The organism is Tardiphaga sp. 839_C3_N1_4, from assembly GCF_051811045.1.
In the GTDB taxonomy this organism is placed as follows: Bacteria; Pseudomonadota; Alphaproteobacteria; order Rhizobiales; family Xanthobacteraceae; genus Tardiphaga.
In genome coordinates this window covers 3,262,114-3,279,867 of sequence record NZ_JBPWQD010000001.1, presented here as the reverse complement: position 1 = coordinate 3,279,867, position 17,754 = coordinate 3,262,114, and the positions used below count along the sequence as shown (strand labels likewise).

Sequence of the window (17,754 nt, the reverse complement as noted above, 5' to 3'; positions counted from 1 at the left end):
ATGTCAGCGCCATCTCCCAGTGCGGTCCCCGGCTTTCGCCGGAACATGGTGACGATCTGCGCCATGACCGCCACCATCATGCAGGCGCTCGACACCACCATCGCAAATGTGGCTCTGCCCTACATGCAGGGCACGCTGTCGGCGTCGCAGGATCAGGTCAACTGGGTGCTGACCTCCTATATCGTGGCTGCGGCTATCATGACCGCGCCGGTCGGCTGGATCGCCAACCGGTTCGGTCGCAAGAAGATCTTCATCATCTGTTCGGCGGGGTTCACGGTCGCCTCGGTGCTGTGTGGCCTTGCGCAGGACATCAGCCAGATGGTCGGCTTTCGCCTGTTGCAGGGCGTGTTCGGTGCGGCACTGGTGCCGCTGTCACAGGCAGTGATGCTCGACAGCTACGCGCTGCATGAGCGCGCCAAGGCGATGTCGATCTGGGGCATGGGCGTGATGCTCGGCCCGATCATGGGGCCTTCGTTGGGCGCCTGGCTGACTGAAACCTATTCCTGGCACTGGGTGTTCTTCGTCAATCTGCCCTTCGGCATAGTCACGGTGTTTGGCCTGCTGGCCTTCATGGACGAGACCAAGACCAACGCAGAACTGAAATTCGACTGGTTCGGTTTCGGTGCGTTGGCGGTCGGTATCGGTGCGATGCAGCTCGCGCTCGACCGTGGCGAGCAACTCGGCTGGCTCGAATCCAACGAAATCGTCATTGAGGCGATCGTCTCGGTCATCGGCTTCTATTATTTCTTCGCGCATTCCTTCACGACCTCGAAGCCGTTCATCCAGTTCGCCATCTTCAAGGACAAGAATTTTGTTGGCGGCTGCGTGTTCATGGCCGTCATGGGGCTGGTGCTGTATTCGACCATGGCACTGTCGTCGCCCTATCTGCAGAACGTGATCGGCTATCCGATCCTCACGGCGGGGCTATTACTGGCGACGCGTGGCTCCGGCACCTTCGTGGCGATGATGCTGGTCGGGCGCATCATGAAATATGTCGAAGCGCGTACTCTGATCATGGTGGGAATGGCGCTGATGTCGGTGTCGCTGTTCTTCACGTCGATGTGGACCGACCAGACCGGCGTGTCGGAGATCGTGATCGTCTCGATCGCGCAGGGATTTGGCCTCGGTCTCGTCTTCGTGCCGCTATCTACCGTGGCGTTCCTGACGCTACCCAATCATCTGCGCACCGACGGCACCTCGATGCTCACGCTGCTGCGCAATGTCGCCAGCTCGATCGGCATTTCCATCGTGATCGCGCAGCTGACGTCCAACACCCGTATGGCCCATGCGGTGCTGGTCGAGCACATCACACCGTTCAACAACGCGCTGCAGATGCCCAATGTAACCAGCGCAATCAACCTCGCCACCGATAGCGGCCGCGCCGTGATGGACGCCATCGTCACGCTGCAGGCAACGATTATCGCCTTCGGGCTCGATTATCAGATGGTGATGCTGGTGACGCTCTGTGCGATTCCGATGGCGCTGATCATCGGCTCGTCAAAGGCGACCTTGCGCGCGCAGGCGGTGAAGCCGGGCGCGGATGAGCATCCGGCGGTGATGGAATAAAGCCAGTTCTCAGTCGAGCAGCTCGCGGCAATCGAGATCGTCGACCGCCAGCATGATACGTTCAAGGTTGTTCCACCAGATCACCGGCGGGATGTTATTGGCCTCCTGCCATGCCGGGGTGGTGATCTGCCACAACACGGACAGGCGGTAGTCGTCATTCAGCGCTTGCCGGTCGTAGTCGCGCACGCCCCGCGCCACCAGTTCGGCGTGGTAGTGGTCGAGCAAAGGTCGCTCAAAGCGCCGCCGCATGTCGGGATACCAGTGCATCGCCATCATATAGGCGAGATCGTCCGATGCCGTGTCGACGCGCCAGCTATCCCAATCGAATTGCAGCGCTTCATGGCCGTTCTCATCTTTCGGCAGAAAGATGTTCCAGACATGGGAGTCGCCCTGGACGATCGTCATGTTGGAGTGGGAGCGGTGGCGCGCCTGCAGGCGCGGCGCCGCGTCGAGCAGCCGTGCGTAGAGCTCGCGCCGTTCGGGTGACAGGCGATCGCCCTGGCGCTCGGTGAATTTTTCCAACTGGCGCGTGAGCGTCTGCACCTGCTGATCCAGCTCGGTGGACTCCTGCCATGTTCCGATTGTGACGCCGAGGCGCGCATCATTCCACCACGCCGCATGAAAGCGTGCCCGAGACCGAACGATCTGCTCGCATTGTGCGAATGTCGGTGGCTGCGGCCAGGTGGTGGCGACAAAGTGAGACTCAGTGAGGTCTTCGAGCAGCAAATGCCACGCCTTGGTGCCGGCATCGCTGACCGCCTCGTAGCAACGCGGCACAAGATGCTCGGACATGGCCGAACCAACGGTGTTGTAGAATGCAACTTCGTTGCGGCCGGCATGCCAGAACGTCGCCGCGCGTTCGGGGACGACGGTCTTGAGAATGATGGAGCCCGGTGCATCGGTGTCGCCGCCATCGTAGCTCAGGCGCAGCCGGTCGATCCTGGACAGCACCGTGTTGAACGAGCGCTCCACGATGACATCGCGGACGCGACCGTTGCCGAGCACGCCGGACTTGCGAAGCGCGGCGGTGAGATGTCCGGCATCCGCCACTGGTAGCGGTGAGATTGCTGTCATGGTGGTACACGTCCCGCAGATGAGGAAGCGTCGGCGCCGCCATGTTACACGCCGAGGCACAATTTTCGAGCCTCGGCTTTTTGGCAGTATTTCTGGCGCGATTGTTGTCCTTTTACGCTCTGTGCACGGCGGGGCGCATCATGAGGCATTGAGGCGGAACGGATGCGGCACCTGCGGGCGCAAGCGGCAAAGCCGGGTGCGGAAGAGCATCCGGCAGTGATGGAATAGTTCCTTTTAACCTCGCCCCGCTCTTTGCGGGGAGAGGTCGCCGCGTCTCCGCGGCGGGTGAGGGGCATGGTACGGCGTCCACCTCATGCGTGGATTTTCGGATCGGAATTTCCTCAGAGAGATGCTGAGATCTCGGGGAGGGAGAGTGGGACTTGGCAGTCCGCGCGCGGCGCGGCTGCGTGTCCGGCCCCTCACCCGGAGCCGTCGCTGCGCGCCGGCTCCGACCTCTCCCCGCAAAGGGCGGGGAGAGGTTAAAAACTCACACGTCGAAGAACACCGTCTCGTTGGCGCCTTGCAGGTGGATATCAAACCGATACACGCCAGGCGCCGTCTTCTTCGCGATGATCGTCGCGCGGCGGTCGGCCGGGACGAGGTTCATCACCGCATCATCAGCCGTCGCGGCTTCGTCCTCGAAATAGATACGCGTCATCGACTGCATGGTCATGCCGCGGCCAAACACGGCCATCACGATATGCGGCGCCTGCGGCTTGCCGTCATGGCCGGGCACGCTGCCGGGTTTGACGGTGTCGAACGAATATTCGCCGGCATCGGTGGTGCCGGAGCGGCCGAAACCCTTGAAGCTCGAATTCGGCAGCCCGCGGGTGTCCTGCGGATCGGCGAAGCGGCCCTGCGCGTCGGCCTGCCAGATTTCCAGCACGGCGTCGGGCACCACCTTGCCGTCGCCGTCATAGATCACGCCTTCGATGCGGATCTTGTCGCCGGTGACGTCGGGCGTTAGCAGGTTGCTGGTGAAGGCGTCGTTCCAGGCGTATTTGCCGTTCGGCGTCAGGCCGTAGGCATAGAACGGACCGACGGTCTGCGACGGGGTAATTCCGGGCATCAGTGATTCTCCGTCGGGGTCGCGTTGCGGCCGCGCAAAACGATGTTGAAGCGGTAGGCCAGCGCCCAGCCGGGCTCGGTGACGTCGAGGTCGAAATCCGACACCATGCGCAGGCGTGCCTTTTCGTCAGTGACCGAGTTGAAGATCGGATCGAACGGGAACAAGGGATCGTTCGGGAAATACATCTGCGTCACGAGGCGCGAGACGAAGGAATGGCCGAACACCGAGAAGTGGATGTGCGCAGGGCGCCAGGCATTATGGTGATTGCCCCACGGATAGGCGCCGGGCTTGATGGTGACGAACTTGTAGTTGCCCGCGGCGTCGGTGACGGTGCGGCCGGCGCCGGTGAAATTCGGATCGAGCGGCGCGGGATGCTGGTCCCAGACATGCACATAGCGGCCGCAGGCATTGGCCTGCCACAGTTCGACCAGCGTGTTCGGCACGCCGCGGCCGTCCTCGTCCATCACGGTGCCGTGGACGATGATGCGTTCGCCGAGCGGCTCGCCGGCATGCATGGTGGTAAGGTCATGATCGCCGGGGCGCACGGTCTCGTGGCCATAGACCGGTCCTGTCGTTTCCGACAGCGTGTGCGGCATCAGGATGCGCTGCTTCTGCGGGGCACGCTTGATGGTGCTCTTGTAGCCGGGTGAGAGGCGCGGCGCGTGCGCCGCATTGCTCTCGACGGGATAGATTAGCGTCATGCTGGTTTCCCCTTTGGCCGCCGCGGATCCCGCGGCGGCTTGCTTGTGGACTTAAGTTTTAGTTCAGCTTCTCGATCGCCATGGCGACGCCCTGACCGACGCCGACGCACATGGTTGCCAGCGCGAGCTTGCCGCCGCGCTTCTCCATGCCGTGCACCGCCGTCATCGCGAGGCGGGCGCCGCTCATGCCGAGCGGATGGCCGAGCGCGATCGCGCCGCCATGCGGATTGACGAAGTCAGCGTCTTCCTTGACGCCGAGCTGGCGCAGTACGGCGATGCCCTGCGAGGCGAAGGCCTCGTTGAGTTCGATCAGGTCGAAATCGCTGATCTTCAGACCAAGGCGTTCCATCAGCTTCTTGGTCGCCGGCACCGGGCCAATGCCCATGATGCGCGGCGCGACGCCGCCCGAGGCGAGGCCGAGAATACGGGCGCGGGCCTTGAGGCCGTGCTTCTCCACCGCGGCGCCCGAAGCAAGGATCATGGCGCAGGCACCATCATTGACGCCCGAGGCGTTGCCGGCGGTGACCGTGCCGTCCTTGCGCACGATCGGGCGCAGCTTGGCGAGGCCTTCCAGCGTGGTCTCGGGGCGCGGATGCTCGTCCTTGTCGACGGCGATCGGGCCGGCCTTGCCGCCGGGCACCATCACCGGGATGATTTCTTCGGCGAAGTAACCCGCTGCAATGGCCTTGCCGGCGTTCTGCTGCGAGCGGATGGCGAAGGCGTCCTGGTCGGCGCGGGAGATCTGGAAATCCTGCGCGACGTTTTCGCCGGTCTCCGGCATGGCGTCGACGCCGTATTTTTCCTTCATCAGCGGGTTGATGAAGCGCCAGCCGATGGTGGTGTCGAAGATTTCCGCCGAGCGCGAAAACGCTTCGGTGGCTTTGCCCTGCACGAACGGCGCCCGGGTCATGGATTCGACGCCGCCGGCAATGGCAAAATCGATTTCACCGGCGCGGATGGCGCGGGCGCCGGCGCCAACGGCATCGAGACCGGAGGCGCAAAGGCGGTTCAGCGTGGCGCCGGGAACGGAATCGGGGAGACCGGCCAGCAGCGCCGCCATGCGGGCGACGTTGCGGTTGTCTTCACCGGCCTGGTTGGCGCAGCCGAAATAGACTTCCTCGACGGCAGCCCAATCCACGCCGGGATTGCGGTCCATCAGGGCTTTAATGGGGGCGGCGGCGAGGTCGTCGGCGCGAACTTTGGCAAGGGAGCCGCCGAAACGGCCGATGGGGGTGCGGACGGCGTCGCAAATGAAGACATCGCTCATCAATTCTCTCCCTGGAGACTGCATCCGCGCTCGATTGCCGGATTTTCGCGGTGGTTTTAAGAACCCCCGCTCACCCGGTCAAATGCCGCTGCTGGGTGGCAGCGTTGTCCGCGGGAATTCAGGAATTCCCTTGAGAACTGCGGATATGAAATCGTAGTTGACTTGTCAACTGCCTCGCCGCGGTGGGGAAAACTATGGTTTGCGACAGCCGCGGGTGGGATCGGCGGAGCAAAATTTGCTAGCGTCCGCCGCCATGACGATCCAGCAGCCCATTACCGCCCCAGAACCCGCTCCCCGTGTGGAAGACACCGCAAAAGTGTCTCCGATGATGGAACAGTATCTTGAGATCAAGGCCGCCAATCCTGGCCTGTTGCTGTTTTACCGGATGGGCGATTTCTACGAGATCTTCTTCGAGGATGCGGAGGTCGCCTCGCGCGCCCTGGGGATCGTGCTGACCAAGCGCGGCAAGCATCAGGGCATGGATATCCCGATGTGCGGCGTGCCTGTGGTCCGCGCCGATGATTATCTGCACCGCCTGATCTCGCTCGGCATCCGTGTCGCCGTCTGCGAACAGATGGAGGATCCGGCCGAGGCGAAGAAGCGCGGCGGCAAGAGCGTGGTCCGCCGCGACGTCGTCCGCGTGGTGACGCCGGGTACGCTGACGGAAGAAAACCTGCTCGATGCCCGCGCCAACAATTATCTACTGGCGATTGCGCGCAGCAAGGGCTCGGCTGGTGCCGACCGTATCGGTCTTGCCTGGATAGATATTTCCACCGCGGAATTCATCGTCACCGAATGTGCGACGGGCGAACTCGGCGCGACGTTGGCGCGGATCAATCCCAATGAGGTGCTGGTTACGGACGCGCTCTACAGCGATCCTGATCTCAGCCAGTTGCTGCGCGAATTGCCGGCGGTAACGTCGCTGACCCGTGACGTGTTCGATGGTGCCACCGCCGAACGCCGGCTGTGCGATTACTTTGCCGTCGCCACCATGGATGGCCTCAGCGTCATGTCGCCGCTGGAAGCGACCGCTGCGGCGGCGTGTGTCACCTATGTCGAGCGCACCCAGGTTGGCAAACGTGTGCCGCTGTCGCCGCCGACCCACGAAGCGGTCGGCACCACCATGGCGATCGATCCGGCGACGCGCGCCAATCTCGAACTGACGCGAACGCTATCAGGCGAGCGCAAGGGCTCGCTGCTGGATGCGATCGACTGCACCGTGACGGCCGCCGGCTCGCGCCTGCTGGCGCAGCGTCTTGCCGCGCCGCTGACCGATGAAGCGGCCATCGGCCGCCGGCTCGATGCGGTCACGAGTTTCGTATCCGACAGCGGGCTGCGCGACGATCTGCGCTCGGCCCTGAAGTCTGCGCCTGATATGTCGCGCGCACTGGCGCGGCTTTCGGTCGGCCGCGGCGGTCCGCGCGATCTCGCCTGTCTGCGTGATGGTGTGCTTGCCGCAGATCAGGTGCTGGCGCGTCTCGGCGCCATCGACAATCTGCCAGCGGATATCACCGCCGCGATGACCGGCCTGCGCCGGCCATCGCGCGAACTCGCCGCGACCTTTGCGCGGGCGCTGGCCGACGATCTTCCACTGCTGAAGCGCGACGGCGGCTTCGTGCGCGAAGGCTTCGAGCCGGTGCTCGACGAAACCCGCAATCTGCGCGACGCCTCGCGGCTCGTGGTGGCGTCGATGCAGGCGCGCTACGCCGATGACACGGGCGTCAAGGCGCTGAAGATCCGGCATAACAACGTGCTCGGCTATTTCGTCGAGGTCACCGCGCAGCATGGCGACAAGCTCATGCAGCCGCCGCTGAATGCGATCTTCATCCATCGTCAGACGCTGGCCGGGCAGGTGCGCTTCACCACGTCCGAACTGGGCGAGATCGAAGCCAAGATCGCCAATGCCGGCGACCGCGCGCTTGGGCTCGAACTCGAAATCTTCGAACGGCTGTCGGCGATGGTCGCCGAGGCCTCGGAAGATCTGCGCGCTGCCGCCCATGCCTTCGCGCTGCTGGATGTGGCGACGGCACTGGCGAAGCTGGCGGTCGATGACAATTATATCCGCCCGGACGTCGATAACTCGCTGCTGTTCGCCATCGAGGGGGGCCGGCATCCGGTGGTCGAACAGGCGCTGCGCCGCGACGGCCAGCCGTTCATCGCCAATGCCAGTGATCTGTCGCCGGGGCCGGGGCAGAAGTCCGGGCAGATCTGGTTGATCACCGGCCCGAACATGGCGGGTAAGTCGACCTTCCTGCGCCAGAATGCGCTGATCGCACTGCTGGCGCAGATCGGCAGTTTCGTGCCGGCATCGCGCGCCCGCATCGGCATTGTCGACAGGCTGTTCTCGCGCGTCGGCGCTGCTGATGATCTCGCGCGCGGTCGTTCGACCTTCATGGTCGAGATGGTGGAGACGGCGGTCATCCTCAATCAGGCCACCGAGCGCGCGCTGGTGATCCTCGACGAAATCGGTCGTGGCACCGCGACCTTCGACGGTCTGTCGATCGCCTGGGCGGCGATCGAGCATTTGCACGAGAGCAATCGCTGCCGCGCTTTGTTCGCGACGCATTATCACGAGCTCACCGCGCTGTCGGCGAAACTGCCGCGGCTGTTCAATGCCACGGTGCGGGTCAAGGAATGGCACGGCGACGTCGTGTTCCTGCACGAGGTGCTGCCGGGTTCGGCGGATCGCTCCTATGGCATTCAGGTGGCCAAACTCGCCGGCCTGCCGCCCGCGGTGATCGCGCGCGCGAAGTCGGTGCTGGCCAAGCTGGAAGCGCAGGATCGCGGTCAAAGCGCCAAGGCATTAATGGACGATTTGCCGCTGTTCGCGATCACAGCGCGTGCACCGGTCGAGGCGGCCCCTCCGTCGGAGGCGGAATTGCTGATGGAGGCCGTGAAGGCGCTGCATCCCGACGAAATGTCGCCGCGCGAGGCGCTGGATGCGCTCTATGCGCTGAAGGCGAAACTGCCGAAGTAGTTATCGGCGGAAGTCGAGGCGGCCGTTGGTCCAGCGGCCGTCGATGCGGTTGGTGTCAACGATCAGTCCCGCCCATGGGCGCACGATCTCGGGTGCGGTGAGATTGATGTATTTGCCGGCCAGGTTGCGCGCGCCGTCGCGACGGGCGTCGATCAGGCCAATGCGACGGCCATCGTCCCAGGTGAACAGCAGATAGATCCGGTCATCCGTCATTCTCAGTTGGGCGGCGCCGTGCTTCCATTTGTCGTTGGCGTCGCCGGGAATGGTCGGATCGGCGCCACCGTTCCAGCGGCTGAACCAGTCGCCGTCGAGATCGGCGGCGGCCGATTGATTCCCGTCGTGCCAGCGGTGTGCATTATCATCATCGGCTGAACCGGTGAGGTCGACGCTTGCCGCGAACGCAGTCGCATCCAGATCGTTGGGCGAAGGCGGGTCTATGACTTGAAAGGGATTGCGGACCCCGTCTCGTCTGCCGCCCAAAATCCGGTGCACGGCCTCGATGTCGAAGCTCATCATCGCACTCCGTTCGTTCATATGAACAGACTTGTGCAGCAATGAGTCGATTGCCACCCGCTTTCCGACCCGCTTGCTAGACCGCGCGGATCTTCCTGCGTCCCAGCGTCCACAACCCGAGATTCCATACCACGCAGGTGGCGAGCGCCATGCTCAGCGCGATCACCGAGCCGAAGCGTAGTGCCGTGAGGTGCATGACCGCGACGGCGATGCCGAAGCCCATGAGGCCCCAGCCGCCATTGGCGATCACCGCGGCGGTGGGCGGGCCGCCGATCCGCGGATGCAGAATCAGCATCAGGCTGGTGAACACCACGGGATAGAGCGCGAGGATGCCGCTGCCGGTAGGGCCGATGGTCGAGGACAGCGTCACCACCGTGGCGACCAGTGTCGCGACGAGTGCGGCGCGTAGCGGGATGTCGTACCAGCGTCTTGTGATGAGCGGCATCTTCGCATGGCGAAACCGCGCCATCAGCGGCAGGCAGATGCCGAAGGCCACGACATTGGCGGCGATACCGCCAAGCAAAGTCCATTCGAATTGCCGCACCAGGAGGGCGAGGGTGAACCACACCAGCACGGCGGCGCCGAGGCTGACGATCACGTTGTAGCGTTGTGCCAGCAGCACGTAAGTCAGCCCGAGAAACATCGTCGCGCCATTGATCGGCAGGCTGGCCAGCGCGCCCTGCGCGATGAAGGCGGCGTCGTGATCGAGCGCGAGAAAAACGTAGGAAGGTCCTGCCGAGATCGGCAGCGTCGCTACCAATGCGCCGATCACCGGGCCGGATCGTTCGGTAATGATGGAGGCGGTGATCACAAAGGCGGCGGTGATCGCCATGCGCAGAGTGAGCGTCAGGAGGAAGGCAAGTTCGGGGGACATGGCAGCCTGACGAGAGGAGGTGCTTGGCCTCCTCTTTCTTGGTGGATCGTCCGGCCTGCTTACACTCTGTTGAGGGACACCGAAACCTTCGGGCCATGTTTGATGGTCTGGTAGACCACGCAATAACGCTCGGTCAGCTTCAGCAGCAGATCGAGCTTGTCCTGCGGCGCGTCGGTGTCGACGTCGAAGCGCAGGCGGATTTCGGCGAAGCCGACCGGGGCTTCCTTGTCGACGCCGAGCGTGCCGCGGAAATCGAGATCGCCCTCGGCTGTCACATTGCCGGACTTCAAGGGAATTTCGACCGCGGTGGCCACTGATTTCAGTGTGACGCCGGCGCAGGCCACCAATGCTTCCAACAGCATGTCGCCCGAACACAGTTCAAGTCCGGAGCCGCCAGTTGCAGGGTGCAGACCGGCAGCGGCGATTTGCCGGCCTGTCTCGACCTTGCAGGCGATGCCGTCACTGTCGATCGAGCCCTTGGCTTTGAGCGTGATGAAGGCAGCCTTTGGATCGGTCTTGTAGAGCTCTTTGATGGGGGCCTGGGTGGCGCGAAGCGCGGTGGCGTCCATGATATCTCTCCCTGAGATTTTGTTAGTTGCAGCTTTTATTAGCTCGCGGTGCTGTTGTCACCACCACGCGCCGACGGTCTCGGCGGGCGCGCTATCGGGCACGTCGCGATCCAGCGATCGATCCAGTGCGTTGAGCACGCGGCGCTTCACGGCGTCGAACAGCGGTGAGGCACGGTCGCGGGGACGGGCGAGGCCGACATCGATCTCGGCGAACAGCCGGCCGGGCCGCGGACGCATCACCAGCACGCGATCGGCCAGCACGACAGCTTCGTCGACGTCATGGGTGACGAGGATCAGCGTCGGCCGTGTATCGGCCCAGAGATCGAGGAGATGATCCTGCAGATCGCGGCGCGTGAAGGCGTCGAGCGCTGAGAACGGTTCGTCGAGCAGGAGTACTTCCGGCTGCGGCACCAATGCACGGGCAATGGCGACGCGCTGCGCCTGACCGCCGGACAATTCGCGCGGCCATGCCTTGGCTTTATCGGACAGGCCGACGCGCGCCAGGGCCTGCGCGACTTTCTCGCGCCGTGTGGCGACGGGAAGGTCGGACAGGCCGAAGCCGATATTGTCGGCGACGCTCAGCCACGGCAGCAGCCGCGGCTCCTGGAAGATGATGCCGATTTTCTCGTGCGGCGCGCGGATATCGATATTGTCGATGCGGATGCTGCCGGTCGAGGCACGGTCGAGACCGGCGACGGCGCGCAGCAGCGTCGATTTTCCGCAGCCGGAGCCGCCGATGATGGCAACGATCTCGCCCTGCGGGATTTGCGCGGTGAAGCGCTCGATCGCATGGACGCCGTTGGGATAGGTCTTGCCGACCTTGTCTAGGGCGAGCATCAGCTCTCTCCGCCCGGACGGAACGCATCCTGCCAGCGCAGCAGTGGCGTCGTGATCAATTCGATCAGCCAGTCGGTGGTCTTGCCGAGCAATGCGAAGATGGTGATCGCGGCGAGGATCTGCGCCGGCTTGCCAAGCTGCTGGCCGTCGATCAGGAGATAGCCGAGCCCTTCGGAAGCGCCCATGAATTCGGCGGCGACGACGAACATCCAGCCGAGCCCGAGGCCGACGCGGAGTGCAACAACATAGGCCGGCAGCACTGCGGGCAGCAGGATGCGGCGGATCATGGCGGGGCCGGAGAGGCGGAAGGTGCGGCCGACCTCGACGATCTTGCGATCGACCGAGAGGATCGCGCCCATCACGCCGAGATAAACGGGAAAGAACACGCCCACGGCAATCAACGCGACCTTCGAGGTTTCGAAAATGCCGAGCCACAGGATGAACAGCGGCACCCAGGCGATCGATGGAATGGCGCGCAGCGCCTGAACGGTGGGATCGAGCAACCGTCGTGCGATGCCCCAATAGCCGGAGATCGCGCCGAGCAGCGTTCCGGCGACGACGCCAAGCCCGAAGCCGGCGGCAACGCGCGACAGCGTCGTAGTGATATGGCGCCAGAGTTCGCCGCTTCGGGCGAGCTCCATGATGGTGGCAAAGACGCGCGATGGCGGCGGCACGAGTCGGCCATTCGACCAGCCGGACCAAACTGCTAGCTCCCATGCCAGCGCGAGTGTCAGCGGCAGTACGATGCCCAGCGCCGGCCGCGCGAAACGCTGCCAGCGCCTGTTGGATGCGGATTTTTCATTGATCTCCGCGACGTCGGATGCGGTCGTGTCGAGCGTCATGGCCATAGCTGAAGCGCGTCTCGATTTGGTTTGCAAGGTGGTCAAAAGCTTCACCCTCCCTTTGCAGGGACGGTGAAGGATGGCTTCGCAGGTGCGAGAGGCTTAGCTCTTCGGCAGTGGAACTTGATCGTCGATCAAAGCGTCGACCGTTGCCTTCACATCAACTTTGGCGTCGATCACACCGGCCTGCTGCAATGCCAAGCCTGCGGCGAGGATGGACTCGCGCTGCGGTGCGCCGATGCGGCTGTGGGTCAGCTCGGTGCGTTCCTTGAGCTGCTTGTCGACGACGGCGTCGGGCAGCTTGGTGACGCCGATAAAGGCCTTCTTCAGCTCGGGATAATTCTCCAGCGAATATTTGCGGGCGTCCTCATAGACGGCGAGCACACGGCGGGCGGCATCCGGATAATCTTTCAGGAATTGCTCGCGCACATTGAGGATGCCCCAGGTGTTGGCGTCGGGCTTGCGGAAGAACAGCTTGGCGCCGTCCTCAACCTCGACCTGCGCCATCATCGGATCGAGTCCGGCCCATGCATCGACGTCGCCGCGGATCAGCGCGGCCTTGCCGTCGGCATGCTGCAGCAGAACTGGCGTGATGTCCTTGTCGGTCAGGCCGGCGCCGAGCAAAGCGCGGACCAGGAAAATGTGGGGATCGGTGCCGCGGGTCACCGCGACCCGCTTGCCCTTGAGATCGGCGACGGAGGCGATCTTGGAGTCCTTGCCGGTGACCAGCGCCGTCCATTCCGGACGCGAATAGACATAGACCGACTTGATCGGGTTGCCGTTGATTTTTGCCACCAGCGCGGCGGAGCCCGCGGTCGAGCCGAAATCGATGGACCCCGCATTGAGGAATTCGAGCGCCTTGTTGGAGCCGGCCGACTGTACCCAGGTGATCTTCACGCCGTCCTTGGCGAATTCCTTCTCCAGGAGGCCGTTCTGTTTGAGGATGATCGAGACCGGATTGTAGGTCGCCCAATCGAGCCGGATTTCCTTGAGCGGCTCGGCGGCGAAGGCAGCTCCGGGCAGCAGTGCAGCCGCAGCAATCAGACCGGCGACAGCGCGCCGTGACATCGTGAACATTCTGGTCTCTCCCTGATGGACGATCGAAGCGTGAGATTTGAAGGCGACTTGCATCCTGCGGGCGTCATGGCACCGCGCCGGGGTCGCACTGTGTGCGAAAACGTGCTTTAATTTCAATTAGTTATGGCGTTCCGTCAACGAGAAGATATGATGCGCCAATGACACCGCCGCGAGAACGTTGTTGCCCGGATTGCGCAAAAGGCAGCATGGACTAGCTGAGGGGCTACAATCACCGTGACAGCGCTTGCGCCGTCCGATATCCGGGTTGTTCATGGACAGCGTTGCTACACAAGACAGACTGACAACCGAAACCGACTTCGACACGACGCGGATTACCGCCGAGATCGATGTGCTTGCAGCGCAGCATCGCGGCAAGAACGATTTGTTTCGCGCCGCGGTCGCCAAGCTGCTGAAGGCGGAACTGCTCAAGGCCAGTGAAGCCGCCGAGGCCGTGTTGCTGAAGGACCGCCACGGCCGACGCTGTGCCGAGCAACTCTGCCACGTGCAGGATGAGATCATCCGCATGTTGTTCGCCGCGGCGACGAAGCATCTGTATCATTCGCCAATCCCGTCCGGCGCCGAGCGCATGGCGGTGGTCTCCACCGGTGGCTATGGCCGTGGGCTGATGGCACCGGAATCCGACATCGATCTGTTGTTCATCCTGCCCTACAAGCAGACCGCCTGGGGCGAACAGGTCGCCGAAGTCATTCTCTATTGCCTGTGGGATATGGGCCTGAAGGTCGGCCACGCTACGCGTTCGGTGGATGAATCGATTCGCCAGGCGCGCGGAGACATGACGATCCGCACCGCAATCCTGGAAACGCGCTTCCTCACCGGCGATCAGGCTCTCTACGACGAACTCGTCACGCGTTTCGATGCCGAAGTGGTGCAGGGCACCGCCGCCGAATTCGTCACTGCCAAGCTCGCCGAACGCGAGGAGCGCCATCGCCGTGGCGGCCAGTCGCGCTATCTGGTCGAGCCCAACGTCAAGGACGGCAAGGGCGGTCTGCGCGATCTGCACACCGTGTTCTGGATTGCGAAATACGTCTATCGGGTGCGCGACAGCAAGGAGCTGGTGGCGCGGGGCGTGTTCGATCCGCAGGAATACCGCACCTTCAAGCGTTGCGAAGACTTCCTGTGGTCGGTCCGCTGCAATATCCACTTCCTGACCAAACGGCCGGAAGAGCGGCTGTCCTTTGACCTGCAGCGCGAGATTGCCGTTCGTCTCGGCTATACCTCGCATCCCGGTATGCAGGACGTCGAGCGCTTCATGAAGCACTACTTCCTGATTGCCAAGGAAGTCGGCGATCTCACCGCGATCCTGTGCGCCAAGCTCGAAGACCAGCAGGCCAAGCCGGCGCCGGCGCTGACGCGCATGATGGCGAAGCTGCGGCCCGAGATGCATCGCCGCCGGCTGCCGGACAGCGATGCGTTCATCATCGACAACAACCGCATCAACCTTGCTGCGCCCGACGTGTTCAAGGAAGACCCGATCAATCTGATCCGGTTCTTCCGATTGGCACAGAAGCATAATCTGGCATTCCATCCTGATGCGATGCGGACCGCGACGCGCTCGCTCCGGCTGATCACGCCCGAGATCCGCGAGAACGCCGAAGCTAACGCGCTGTTTATGGAGATCCTGACCTCGGACAATGCCGAGATCGTGCTGCGGCGGATGAACGAGACCGGCGTACTCGGTCATTTCATTCGTGCCTTCGGCCGCATCGTGTCGATGATGCAGTTCAACATGTATCATCACTATACGGTGGATGAGCATCTGCTGCGGTGTGTCGGCATCCTTCAGGAGATCGAGCGGGGCGGGAATGACGAGTTCGTTGTCGCCAGCGATCTGATGCGCAAGATCCGCCCGGAGCATCGGGCGGTGATCTATATCACGGTGTTACTTCATGACATCGCCAAGGGGCGCCCGGAGGATCACTCCATCGCCGGCGCCAAGGTGGCGCGGCGGCTATGCCCGCGGCTCGGATTCAACGCCGCCGATACCGATCTCGTTGCGTGGCTCATCGAAGAGCATCTGACCATGTCCACGGTGGCGCAGTCGCGCGACCTGTCGGATAGCAAGACCATCGAGAATTTCGCCGCCGTGGTGCAGTCGGTGGAGCAGATGAAGCTGCTCACGATCCTCACCACCGCGGATATCCGCGGCGTCGGTCCCGGCGTCTGGAACGGCTGGAAGGCGCAGCTGATCCGGACGCTGTATTACGAAACCGAGCCGGTGCTGACCGGTGGTTTCTCCGAGGTCAATCGCGCACAGCGCATCGCGTCGGCGCAGGCCGAATTCCGCCGTGCCTTCACCGAGTGGCCCGAGCAGGATCTCAACGCCTATATCCTGCGGCACTATCCGGCCTACTGGCTCAAGGTCGAGCTCGACCGCAAGATTCGCCATGCGCGTTTCCTGCGCGCATCGGAAGAGGCCGGGCACAAGCTCGCGATCAATGTCGGGTTCGATGAAGCCCGCGGCGTCACCGAGCTCACGATTCTGGCCGTCGACCATCCCTGGTTGCTGTCGATCATCGCCGGCGCATGCGCCGCAGCCGGCGCCAACATCGTCGACGCGCAGATTTACACCACGACCGATGGCCGTGCGCTGGACACCATCGCGATCTCCCGGGAATACGATCGCGACGACGACGAAGGCCGCCGTGCAACACGAATCGGCGACATGATCGAGGACGTGCTCGAAGGCAAGGTGCGGCTGCCGGAAACCGTGGCGAAGCGCGCCTCGACCAAGGGCAAGATCAGGGCTTTCACCGTCGAGCCGGAAGTCATCGTCAACAACCAGTGGTCGGATCGCTATACGGTGATCGAGGTGTCCGGCCTCGACAGGCCAGGCCTCTTGTATCAGCTCACCACGGCGATCTCGAAACTCAACCTCAACATCGCATCGGCGCATGTGGCGACCTTCGGCGAGCGCGCGCGAGACGTGTTCTACGTCACCGATTTGCTTGGAGCGCAGATCAATGCCCCGACGCGTCAGGCTGCGATCAAGCGCGCATTGATCCATCTGCTGGCAAACGGCGATATCGCGGAGAAGCCGGCGGCGTAGGAGGCACGCGGTGGGAGGGTGATCGATACAGTTTGAAGTAAACAGCCGACAATCTGTCAGCAATGCTTTGCTACGACGTGTTCCGCGCTGCAAAAAGCAAACTGAAGCTCGAGGTTGGTGTTGCCCAAACCACTCCGCAAATTGTTCTGGTGGCCGGCAGTTGTCGGCATACTCTTTGTTGGCGGCGTGGCCGTATTTAGTCTCCAGCGTTGGGCGAGTTCGAACAGCAGCTCGGATGATCTCGGTCGCAGGGACAGGGGCTTTTACCTCGCCGCATCTGTCAAGAATGCTGCGTTACTCGTGAAAAGCGGTGCGGACGACAATTTGCAGCTGCTTCTGATTGATTTTCAAAGCGGACGGAAAATTAGAATTCGCAGCGAACGCGCGCATTTGTCATCGGCCTATCTGTCGTCGGACGGGGCACGGTTATTATTCTCCCGTGTTCCATTAGGCGAACAGCAGGGCTACGAATTGGTGTCATGTGCGACGGATACGTTTTCCTGCCGCAGCATCGTCAAGAGCAGCGGTTCGATTCACTCTGCATTTGAAATTTCCAACGGTCGATTTCTCTACGTTTCGAGTCCGTACTTTAAAGCCTACGATGGCCGCTTAAGACTGAACCGCAACGATATCTGGATGTTCGATCCAGCAGTCGGCGCGCGCCAACTGACTGACTTTCAGTTGTACGAGCTGCACTCCCTTAGTCTGGGTGGTGCATCGCTGTACTTTTCTGCGCTGGGCTCACCGTCGCAAAAGCCGATCATTCCAAAACAGGATCCCAGTTCGAACCGCCAGAGCAGTATTTTTCAACTCCCCTTCGATGCGGTGAAAGGCTTCCTCAGCGTGCCTTCCACGACGCTATCGCCATCCTTCGAAGCATCCGGCATCGCTACCCGTCCAAGCGCTTCGGCCGATGCTTCGCTGGTGGCATTCCTGAGGACGAGGACCGACATTGGTGCCTATCGCTACGATTTGGTGGTCGCGGACCTCAAAACCGGCGCCGAACGCTTGATTACTGCACCTGGACGGGGCTTCTCACGCCCCGTAGTGATTGGCGATAATATCTATGTCAGCTTTACCAATGGCGATCGGGTGACCATCAGACGCTATGGTCGAGACGAAGTGGAGATGCTGTCCGTCGCCGAAATCGACGACGCGTCTGTTGCGTCGGCTGAAGTGGTTGATCTGAAAATAGCGCCCTAAACTATCGCCATGAGCGGCGATCGAGCGCGCGCTGATCCATTTGCTGGCGAATGGCGATGCGGCGGAGAAGCCAGCGGCGTAAGTGCATTTGCCGCTTTGACCTCTCCACGTCATTGCG

14 protein-coding genes are annotated in these 17,754 nt (G+C 62.7%); 4 read left to right on the top strand and 10 right to left on the bottom strand.

The window, feature by feature from the left end:
• Positions 1–1,566 (top strand): DHA2 family efflux MFS transporter permease subunit, encoded by a 1,566-nt coding sequence (locus tag AB8A38_RS15740; protein WP_439088531.1) that lies wholly within the window; start codon positions 1–3, stop codon positions 1,564–1,566.
• Positions 1,567–1,575: 9 nt separating this feature from the next.
• Here the strand turns inward: AB8A38_RS15740 and AB8A38_RS15735 are convergent, their stop codons facing one another.
• The 4 genes from AB8A38_RS15735 to pcaF all read right to left on the bottom strand — a co-directional run bounded on the left by AB8A38_RS15735 (position 1,576) and on the right by pcaF (position 5,677).
• Positions 1,576–2,640 carry an aminoglycoside phosphotransferase gene (locus tag AB8A38_RS15735; RefSeq protein WP_315840494.1) on the bottom strand — a complete coding sequence of 355 codons (1,065 nt, stop codon included), beginning with the start codon at positions 2,638–2,640 and terminating at the stop codon, positions 1,576–1,578.
• Positions 2,641–3,127: 487 nt separating this feature from the next.
• A complete protein-coding gene (gene pcaG, locus AB8A38_RS15730; protein ID WP_315840495.1) occupies positions 3,128–3,709 on the bottom strand; it encodes a protocatechuate 3,4-dioxygenase subunit alpha in 582 nt (193 codons plus the stop codon).
• Positions 3,709–4,410 carry a protocatechuate 3,4-dioxygenase subunit beta gene (gene pcaH, locus AB8A38_RS15725; protein ID WP_068732948.1) on the bottom strand — a complete coding sequence of 234 codons (702 nt, stop codon included), beginning with the start codon at positions 4,408–4,410 and terminating at the stop codon, positions 3,709–3,711. Before pcaH ends, pcaG begins: the two co-directional genes overlap by 1 nt.
• A 58-nt stretch (positions 4,411–4,468) precedes the next feature.
• Positions 4,469–5,677 (bottom strand): 3-oxoadipyl-CoA thiolase, encoded by a 1,209-nt coding sequence (pcaF, locus tag AB8A38_RS15720; RefSeq protein WP_315840496.1) that lies wholly within the window; start codon positions 5,675–5,677, stop codon positions 4,469–4,471.
• A 253-nt stretch (positions 5,678–5,930) separates the two neighbouring features.
• Here pcaF and mutS point away from each other — a divergent pair, with 253 nt between their 5' ends.
• Positions 5,931–8,654, top strand: a complete 2,724-nt coding sequence (gene mutS, locus AB8A38_RS15715) for a DNA mismatch repair protein MutS (RefSeq protein WP_439088530.1) — start codon at positions 5,931–5,933, stop codon at positions 8,652–8,654.
• Here the strand turns inward: mutS and AB8A38_RS15710 are convergent, their stop codons facing one another.
• From AB8A38_RS15710 to AB8A38_RS15685, 6 genes are all read right to left on the bottom strand, one after another.
• Positions 8,655–9,167: a hypothetical protein gene (locus AB8A38_RS15710; protein WP_315840497.1), complete on the bottom strand. Its 513-nt coding sequence runs from the start codon at positions 9,165–9,167 to the stop codon at positions 8,655–8,657.
• A 76-nt stretch (positions 9,168–9,243) separates the two neighbouring features.
• Positions 9,244–10,041, bottom strand: a complete 798-nt coding sequence (locus AB8A38_RS15705; protein ID WP_315840498.1) for a hypothetical protein — start codon at positions 10,039–10,041, stop codon at positions 9,244–9,246.
• A gap of 59 nt (positions 10,042–10,100) precedes the next feature.
• On the bottom strand, positions 10,101–10,610 hold the full coding sequence (locus AB8A38_RS15700) for an OsmC family protein (RefSeq protein WP_315840499.1): 510 nt from the start codon (positions 10,608–10,610) through the stop codon (positions 10,101–10,103).
• A 57-nt stretch (positions 10,611–10,667) separates the two neighbouring features.
• Positions 10,668–11,447 carry an ABC transporter ATP-binding protein gene (locus AB8A38_RS15695; RefSeq protein WP_315840500.1) on the bottom strand — a complete coding sequence of 260 codons (780 nt, stop codon included), beginning with the start codon at positions 11,445–11,447 and terminating at the stop codon, positions 10,668–10,670.
• A complete protein-coding gene (locus AB8A38_RS15690; RefSeq protein WP_315840501.1) occupies positions 11,447–12,295 on the bottom strand; it encodes an ABC transporter permease in 849 nt (282 codons plus the stop codon). The genes AB8A38_RS15695 and AB8A38_RS15690 overlap by 1 nt, the downstream gene beginning before the upstream one ends.
• Before the next feature lie 96 nt (positions 12,296–12,391).
• Entirely contained in the window at positions 12,392–13,366 is a 975-nt protein-coding gene (locus AB8A38_RS15685) for an aliphatic sulfonate ABC transporter substrate-binding protein (protein ID WP_439086584.1), read from the bottom strand.
• Between the two features lie 271 nt (positions 13,367–13,637).
• On the opposite strand from AB8A38_RS15685, the gene AB8A38_RS15680 reads away from it, so the two are divergent.
• Both AB8A38_RS15680 and AB8A38_RS15675 read left to right on the top strand, forming a co-directional pair.
• Positions 13,638–16,433 (top strand): [protein-PII] uridylyltransferase, encoded by a 2,796-nt coding sequence (locus AB8A38_RS15680; RefSeq protein ID WP_439086583.1) that lies wholly within the window; start codon positions 13,638–13,640, stop codon positions 16,431–16,433.
• 120 nt (positions 16,434–16,553) lie between these two features.
• A complete protein-coding gene (locus tag AB8A38_RS15675) occupies positions 16,554–17,636 on the top strand; it encodes a hypothetical protein (protein WP_439086582.1) in 1,083 nt (360 codons plus the stop codon).
• Positions 17,637–17,754 lie beyond the last annotated feature (118 nt).